At 72.7% G+C, this 6,748-nt stretch carries 8 protein-coding genes; 3 read left to right on the forward strand and 5 right to left on the reverse strand.

What is annotated here, in order from left to right; all coding sequences use genetic code 11:
* A partial coding sequence (locus tag IH13_RS0113500) for a flotillin domain-containing protein (RefSeq protein WP_031084156.1) occupies positions 1–673 on the forward strand: 673 nt, incomplete at its 5' end.
* Between the two features lie 94 nt (positions 674–767).
* Here the strand turns inward: IH13_RS0113500 and IH13_RS0113505 are convergent.
* The 4 genes from IH13_RS0113505 to IH13_RS0113520 all read right to left on the reverse strand — a co-directional run bounded on the left by IH13_RS0113505 (position 768) and on the right by IH13_RS0113520 (position 3,992).
* Positions 768–1,430 (reverse strand): response regulator, encoded by a 663-nt coding sequence (locus IH13_RS0113505; RefSeq protein ID WP_031084158.1) that lies wholly within the window; start codon positions 1,428–1,430, stop codon positions 768–770.
* Positions 1,427–2,581 (reverse strand): sensor histidine kinase, encoded by a 1,155-nt coding sequence (locus tag IH13_RS0113510; protein WP_031084160.1) that lies wholly within the window; start codon positions 2,579–2,581, stop codon positions 1,427–1,429. Before IH13_RS0113510 ends, IH13_RS0113505 begins: the two co-directional genes overlap by 4 nt.
* A complete protein-coding gene (locus IH13_RS0113515) occupies positions 2,578–3,411 on the reverse strand; it encodes a CPBP family intramembrane glutamic endopeptidase (RefSeq protein WP_031084161.1) in 834 nt (277 codons plus the stop codon). Before IH13_RS0113515 ends, IH13_RS0113510 begins: the two co-directional genes overlap by 4 nt.
* Positions 3,412–3,578: 167 nt before the next feature.
* On the reverse strand, positions 3,579–3,992 hold the full coding sequence (locus tag IH13_RS0113520) for a hypothetical protein (RefSeq protein WP_234433288.1): 414 nt from the start codon (positions 3,990–3,992) through the stop codon (positions 3,579–3,581).
* A 115-nt stretch (positions 3,993–4,107) separates the two neighbouring features.
* On the opposite strand from IH13_RS0113520, the gene IH13_RS0113525 reads away from it, so the two are divergent.
* Both IH13_RS0113525 and IH13_RS0113530 read left to right on the forward strand, forming a co-directional pair.
* Positions 4,108–4,578, forward strand: a complete 471-nt coding sequence (locus IH13_RS0113525) for a cation:proton antiporter regulatory subunit (protein ID WP_031084165.1) — start codon at positions 4,108–4,110, stop codon at positions 4,576–4,578.
* A 2-nt stretch (positions 4,579–4,580) separates the two neighbouring features.
* Complete coding sequence (locus IH13_RS0113530; RefSeq protein ID WP_031084168.1) at positions 4,581–5,879, forward strand: cation:proton antiporter; 1,299 nt, start codon at positions 4,581–4,583, stop codon at positions 5,877–5,879.
* 19 nt (positions 5,880–5,898) lie between these two features.
* Here the strand turns inward: IH13_RS0113530 and IH13_RS0113535 are convergent, their stop codons facing one another.
* Positions 5,899–6,489 (reverse strand): MarR family winged helix-turn-helix transcriptional regulator, encoded by a 591-nt coding sequence (locus IH13_RS0113535; RefSeq protein WP_031084169.1) that lies wholly within the window; start codon positions 6,487–6,489, stop codon positions 5,899–5,901.
* Between the last annotated feature and the right edge of the window lie 259 nt (positions 6,490–6,748).

A 6,748-nucleotide genomic window follows, 5' to 3' on the forward strand; every position in this document is an offset into this window, starting at 1 on the left:
CGCCAAGGCCAACGCCGCGGGCCCGCTCGCCGAGGCCGCCCGCCAGCAGGAAGTCCTCAGCGAGCAGGAGAAGGTCGCCGAGCGCCAGGCCGCCCTGACGGACCGCGAGCTCGACACCAAGGTCCGCAAGCCGGCCGACGCCGCCCGCTACCAGGCCGAGCAGGAGGCCGAGGCCCGCCGTATCGCCCAGGTCAAGGAGGCCGAGGCCGAGGCCGAGCGCGCCCGTCTGACCGGTCAGGGTGAGAAGCTGCACCGCTCCGCGCTCGCCGACGCCGTACGCATCGAGGGTGAGGCGGAGGCCGCGGCCATCGCCGCCAAGGGTTCGGCCGAGGCCGAGGCCATGCAGAAGAAGGCCGACGCGTTCGCGCAGTACGGCGACGCGGCCGTGCTCCAGATGCTGGTCGAGGTGCTCCCGAGCGTCGTCGCCAAGGCCTCCGAGCCGCTGAGCGCCATCGACAAGATGACGGTCATCTCCACGGACGGCGCCAGCCAGCTGTCCCGTACGGTCACCGACAACGTGGCCCAGGGCATGGAGCTGCTCAGCTCGACCACGGGTGTCGACCTGGGCGCGCTGCTCCAGAACCTGCGGGGCCGGACGGCCACGGCCGACGTACCGGCGCCCGCGTCCGCCTCGCCCTCGGAGAACGGCGAGCAGATCGAGATCAAGGACTGACACGAGCCCCGTCCCCACCCCGGCCCGGCCGCGACGCCCCGACGTGTCGCGGCCGGGCCCTTGTGTACGCCCGGACGCGCGCAGGCGCGGCGCCTCAGGTCACGAGGCCCCGGCGATAGGCGTAGACGACCGCCTGGACGCGGTCGCGGAGGTCGAGCTTGGTGAGGATGCGCGAGACGAACGTCTTCACGGTCTCCCGGCTGATCACGAGGGCCGCGGCGATCTCGTTGTTGGAGAGCCCGTCCGCGATGAGGCGCAGGACCTCCAGCTCACGCGGCGTCAGCGGGATGTCCTGCGCCGCCGTGCCCTCGGTGGGCCGGATCCGGGCGGCGTACCGGCCCACCAGCTGACGGGTCACCTCCGGGTCCAGCAGGGCCGCCCCGGCCGCCACCGTCCGGATGCCCTGCAGCAGTTGGGACGGCGGCGCGTCCTTGAGGAGGAACCCGCTGGCGCCCGCGCGGAGCGCCTCGTACACATACTCGTCGAGGTTGAACGTCGTCACCACCAGCACCTTGACGGGGTGCGGCACCCCGGACCCGGCCAGCAGGCGGGTGGCCCCGATGCCGTCGAGCACCGGCATGCGCACGTCCATCACCACGACGTCCGGGCGCACCTTCTCGACGAGCTCGACGGCGGCCCGCCCGTCCCCGCACTCGCCCGCCACCTCCATGTCGGGCTGCGCGTCGATGATCGTCACCAGCCCGGTGCGGATCAGCGCCTGGTCGTCGCAGACCAGGACCCGGATCGGGGTGCTCACACCGATCCCCCCGCCGGGATGCGCGCCCGGACGACGAAGTCGCCACCCTCCGCCCGCCGGCCCGCGCTGAAGTCGCCGCCCAGGACGTCGACCCGCTCCCGGAGACCGGCGAGGCCCTTGCCGCTGCCGCCGGGCCCCTCGGTCCTCGGGCCGGACCCGTCCGTGCCGACCTCCACGGTGATCTCCTTCTCGCCGTGCCGGACCCGCACCGACGTGCGGCTTCCGTGGGCGTACTTGAGGGCGTTCGTCAGGGCTTCCTGGACGACCCGGTAGGCCACCAGGTCGGCGCTTCCGGTCGACTGGGCCGGCGTGCCGTCCTCGGCGAACTCCACCGGCTGCCCGGCCCGACGCGTCTGTTCCACGAGCGTGAGGAGTCTACCGACGGTCGGCTCCTTGGCCTCCGTGCCGTGGTCGGGGTTGAGCAGGTCGAGCAGGTGCCGCAGGTCGGAGATGGCCCGCCGGCCGGTGTCGGTGACGGCGGTGAGGCTCTGGTCCAGACGGTCGGGCGCCGCGGTCAGATAGCGGGCCGCCTCGGCCTGGACGACCATCGCCGTCACGTGGTGGGTCACGACGTCGTGGAGTTCGCGGGCGATGCGGGTGCGTTCCGCGGTGCGCGTGTCCTCGGCGATGCGGGCCCGGCGCTCCCTCTCCGCGGCCTGGGTGGAGCGGAACCACGTCCCGAGGGCCCAGGCGAGGGACATCGCCAGGTAGAAGGTCACGAACTCCTCGACCGGATCATCGCCGATCCGGTGCAGTGCGACCGCCAGCGGGACGTACGCCGCGGACAGGGCGAGCGCGGTGGCGCGCCGGTGCTTCTCCAGGTAGGCCGCCACCGCCAGCAGGGCGATGGGCAGCGCGGTGCCCGCGAGCAGGTGGTAACCGCGCAGTTGGTCCAGGGAGAAGCCGAGCAGCACGAGGGTGAAGCAGATGACCGGCCACCGCCGCCGCCCGATGAGCGGGAGGCTCTGGAGAGCGGCCGCCACGACGGCCAGGGCGTCGAAGGACCGGGTCGGCAGGCCGCCGAGCTCCGTCCCGTTGCCGCGGAGCGCCGGGACGAACGTGGCGGCGAACAGCATCAGCGCGAGCGGGACGTACCAGACCCTGCCGACCAACGAGCGGGCGCGCTCGGGAACTTGGCGTATGCCGATCATCGGACGAGTGTAGTGGCGGCCTCGGTCCGGTCGGCACGGCGACGGGGCACCAGGTTGCCGCGACGGTGCGCCAGCCACATGAACGCCATCGTCAGCAGCACGCCGAACAGCACCGAGTACAGGCTGCCCTCGGGCCCGAACGCACCGCCGGTGATCGCCTTCGGGCCGGACGTCGTGGTGTCCAGCAGCCCCTTCGCGGTGTCGTTGCCCGAGACCTCGGTGCTGAAGATGCCCGCCGCCGCGAAGTTCCAGCCGAAGTGCAGACCGATCGGCAGCCACAGGCTGCGGGTGGCGATGTACGCGGCGCCGAGCATGCCGCCGGCCTCGATCGCGATGGCGACGGCACCCCACAGGTCGGCGTGCGGGTTCGCCAGGTGCATCAGGCCGAACACGAGGCCGGTCAGCGTCAACGCGATCCAGCTGCCGGCGAACTCCTCGACGATCCGGAGCAGGACGCCCCGGAACAGCAGTTCCTCGGACAACGCGGCCGCGGCCATGAAGCCGACCAGTCCCACCGCGCCCTGCACCGAGCCCAGACCGTGGACGTCGTAGTACCCGAGGAAGGCGATGTTCGCTATGACGGCCGCGAACATCGCGACGCCGATCAGCAGCCCCCGCCCGACCGCGGGCCCGGCCCCCTCGCGGGCCAGCTCGGTGACCGGCCGGTGCTCGGTCCTCCCCACCACCCACCGGTAGACGGGCACCGAGACGACGCAGACCAGCAGGCCGAGGACGAGGGTGAGCCACGGGCTCCCGTCCAGCGCGTTGACGGCGTTGCCCCCCACCATGGAGACCGCCGCCACGGCCAAGAGCTGCCAGACCACCCTCATGAGAACTCCCTCGTCAGACCCGCGACCCAGGCGCCGCGACCGATCCGAACGCTACGGATCGGGTGATCGGGAAGCGTCCCCTCACGGTGGACACCTGCGCGTAGCTCGCTCGGGGGACAAGACGGCCGGGGGGGGCCGCCGAGGGGCGAGGGCTCGGTCCGCGGGCGTCAGGGGCCGGTAGGCGTGCGCTCTCCGGTGGGAGTCCGGGCCGGGGTGGTCCGGGCCCCGGGACCGGCCCGGACGACCGCGTCGTACAGCGGCCAGCCGTCCGCCTCCGCCGTCACGCCGGGTGCCGGTACCAGCCCGCGCGCCACCGCCTCGTCCAGCAACCGGCGCACCACCCCCGGCTCGTGGAGGTTCAGGGGGCCGTCGTCCGAGGCGGTGACGGTGCCCGTGGGGCCGGTGAAGCCGCCCGAGGTGATGCGGCCGGGCGACGGGCCGAAGACCAGGCGCAGGGCCGCGCCGGAGTCCTGGTCGCGGAGGAAGACCTCGTCGCGGCAGCCGGGGTGGCGGTGGCGTGTGGACCAGAGCCAGGTCGCGCCCCCGGTCGCCAGGCGGCGGATCCGGCGGCCTCTGGTCATCGGTCCAGCCTACGGTCTGTCCGGGATCCCCGTTGACGTGGCCCGATAAGGTAATGGACGACTAAAGAAATGACCAAAAGCGTCACTTTACCGCTGCGCTCCTCCGGAGGAAGCCATGGGAACCCACCGCACATCTCTGCCCGGAGTCGGCGTGCAGTACGACTACACCACCGAGTCGGGACAGCACATCTCCGTGGTCGTGCACCACGACGGCCGCCGGTTCCTGGGGTTCTACGAGAAGGACGACCCTGATTCGTGCCGCCTCTCCGTACCCCTGACGACCGCCGAGGCCACCGGTCTCGCGCACCTCATCGACGCCGCGCCGATCGACGCCGTGCGGACCGAGGGGATCGACCTCGTCACCGAGCACATTCCGCTCGGGACCCGTTCGCCGTACGGCGGGCGGCTGCTCGGGGACACGAAGGCGCGGACCCGTACCGGGGCGTCGATCGTGGCCGTCCTGCGCACGCACAGTGCGCATCCGTCTCCCGGGCCGGACTTCCGGCTGGCCATCGGGGACACGCTCGTTGTTGTAGGAACACGTGAGGGCGTGGACACGCTCTCCGACATCATCGCGGAGGGCTGACCGTGCACGACACGACCGCACTGCTGGTGGAGCTGGGCTCCGTCATTCTGGGGCTCGGCATCATCGGACGCTTCGCCGGGCGGATAGGGCTCTCGCCGATTCCCCTGTACCTGCTGGCCGGACTGGCCTTCGGGCAAGGCGGGCTCCTGCCGCTCGGCGCAAGTGAGGAGTTCACCTCCATCGGCGCCGAGATCGGCGTCATCCTGCTGCTGCTCCTGCTCGGACTGGAGTACAGCGCCTCCGAGCTCGTCACCAGTCTCAAGACGCAGTACCCGTCCGGGGCCGTCGACTTCCTGCTGAACGCGACACCCGGCGCGATCGCCGGTCTGATGCTCGGATGGGGGCCCGTGGGGGCCGTCGCGCTCGCCGGCGTCACCTGGATCTCGTCCTCCGGCGTCATCGCCAAGGTGATGACGGACATGGGCCGGCTCGGTAACCGTGAGACCCCCGTCATCCTCGGCGTCCTCGTCATCGAGGACCTTGCGATGGCCGTCTACCTGCCGCTGCTCACCGCCATGCTGGCCGGTGTCGGCCTGGCCGGCGGCAGCGTCGCCCTGCTCATCGCGCTCGGCACCGTCGGCTTCGTGCTGTACCTGGCGCTGCGCCACGGGCGCCTCATCAGCCGTGCCGTCTCCTCGGACAACCCCGAGATGCTGCTCCTCGTCGTGCTCGGGCTCACCGTCCTGGTGGCCGGGGTGGCCCAGCAGCTCCAGGTCTCCGCCGCCGTGGGCGCGTTCCTCGTGGGCATCGCCCTGTCCGGCGAGGTCGCCGAGGGTGCGCGCAAGCTGCTGACACCGCTGCGCGACCTGTTCGCCGCCGTCTTCTTCGTCTTCTTCGGGCTGTCCACCGACCCGGCCGCGATCCCGCCGGTCATCCTTCCGGCCGCCCTGCTCGCGGTCGTCACCGTCCTCACCAAGATCGGCACCGGCTGGTACGCCTCGCGGCGCGCCGGAATCGGCCCCCGGGGCCGTTGGCGCGCGGGCGGCACCCTGGTCGCACGCGGTGAGTTCTCGATCGTCATCGCCGGTCTGGCCGTGGCGACGGAGCCGAGGATCGGGCCCATCGCCACCGCGTACGTGCTGATCCTGGTCATCGTCGGGCCGCTCACCGCCCGCTGGACCGAACCGGTCGCCTCCAAGCTCCAGGCGGTACTCGCGGGCAGGGGGAAGGCCCCCGGGTCCAAGGCCACCGGATCCCCGGCCGGAGTGTCCGACAAGGCCGCACAGGCTCCGGCGCGCGGGGAGCCGATGCCCTCGCTGGAGGACCTGACGCCCGAACACGCCGGACGCGACACCGACTGAGGCCTCGCGCGGGCTGTCGCTACGTCCAGCCGAGCGGGTAGACCGCCGGTGCCGGTACCTCGCCGCCCGCCTCGGTGAACGCCGTCAGCGCCTCCACCAGCGCCGTGCGCTGCCGCGGGTCGAGACGTGCCACGATCGCGGCGATCTCCCGGCGGCGGCCGGCGGTGACGTCGGCGACGAGCCGGCTGCCCTCCGGCGTCACCCGCAGGACGGTCTCGCGGCGGTTGCCCGGGTTCACCCGGCGCTCGGCGAGGCCGGCCGCGATCAGCCGGTCCACCATCCGCATCGCGGTGGAGGGGTTGACGCCGAGCCGGTCGGCGAGCTCCACCAGCTTCACGTCGCCGTGCGTGGCGAGCACCACCAGCAGCCGGAACTGGGGCAGGGTCACCCGGTCCTCGACCTCCGCGAGGGAGCGGGCGGCGACGGCGACGAGCAACCGCGACGCGGTCAGTACCGCGTGCGTCACGGCGTCGACGTCGTCGGCGGCACCCCCCTGGGCACCGGCGCCCCCGTGGGCGGGAGAGCCCCCGGGGCCGGGACCGCCGCCCGGCTCGGGGGCGTCGCCGGAAGCGGGGGCGCCGTCGGGGGTGGCAGCGGAGTGTGCGGGCATGCCTCTTTGTACCCCTGTCCGGCCGTGGTGCCCGCATCGCGGTCCGGCCGTGGTGCCCGCATCGCGGCCGAGGTGATGCCGTTTCGCGACCGGTTCTCTGTGGCATGCGCTTTTGGGCTGTGCAACGTTTGCACAGAACAAAAGTTCATTCTGCGACCGGATCGAGGTACCGCCCGTGACGCCCCCGCCCAGCGAGTCCGCCGCCTCCGGCCCTCCCCACTCCGTGCCGCCCACCGGCTGGAGGCGTACGGCCGCGCGC

Origin of the sequence: Streptomyces sp. NRRL WC-3549 (genome assembly GCF_000721935.1) — a bacterium.
Classification (GTDB): Bacteria; Actinomycetota; Actinomycetes; order Streptomycetales; family Streptomycetaceae; genus Streptomyces.

Coding starts and splice junctions, on each gene's coding strand:
- IH13_RS0113510 (WP_031084160.1), bottom strand. CDS start 2,581: ATGATCGGCATACGCCAAGTTCCCGAGCGCGCCCGCTCGTTGGTCGGC.
- IH13_RS0113515 (WP_031084161.1), bottom strand. CDS start 3,411: ATGAGGGTGGTCTGGCAGCTCTTGGCCGTGGCGGCGGTCTCCATGGTG.
- IH13_RS0113520 (WP_234433288.1), bottom strand. CDS start 3,992: ATGACCAGAGGCCGCCGGATCCGCCGCCTGGCGACCGGGGGCGCGACC.
- IH13_RS0113525 (WP_031084165.1), top strand. CDS start 4,108: ATGGGAACCCACCGCACATCTCTGCCCGGAGTCGGCGTGCAGTACGAC.
- IH13_RS0113535 (WP_031084169.1), bottom strand. CDS start 6,489: ATGCCCGCACACTCCGCTGCCACCCCCGACGGCGCCCCCGCTTCCGGC.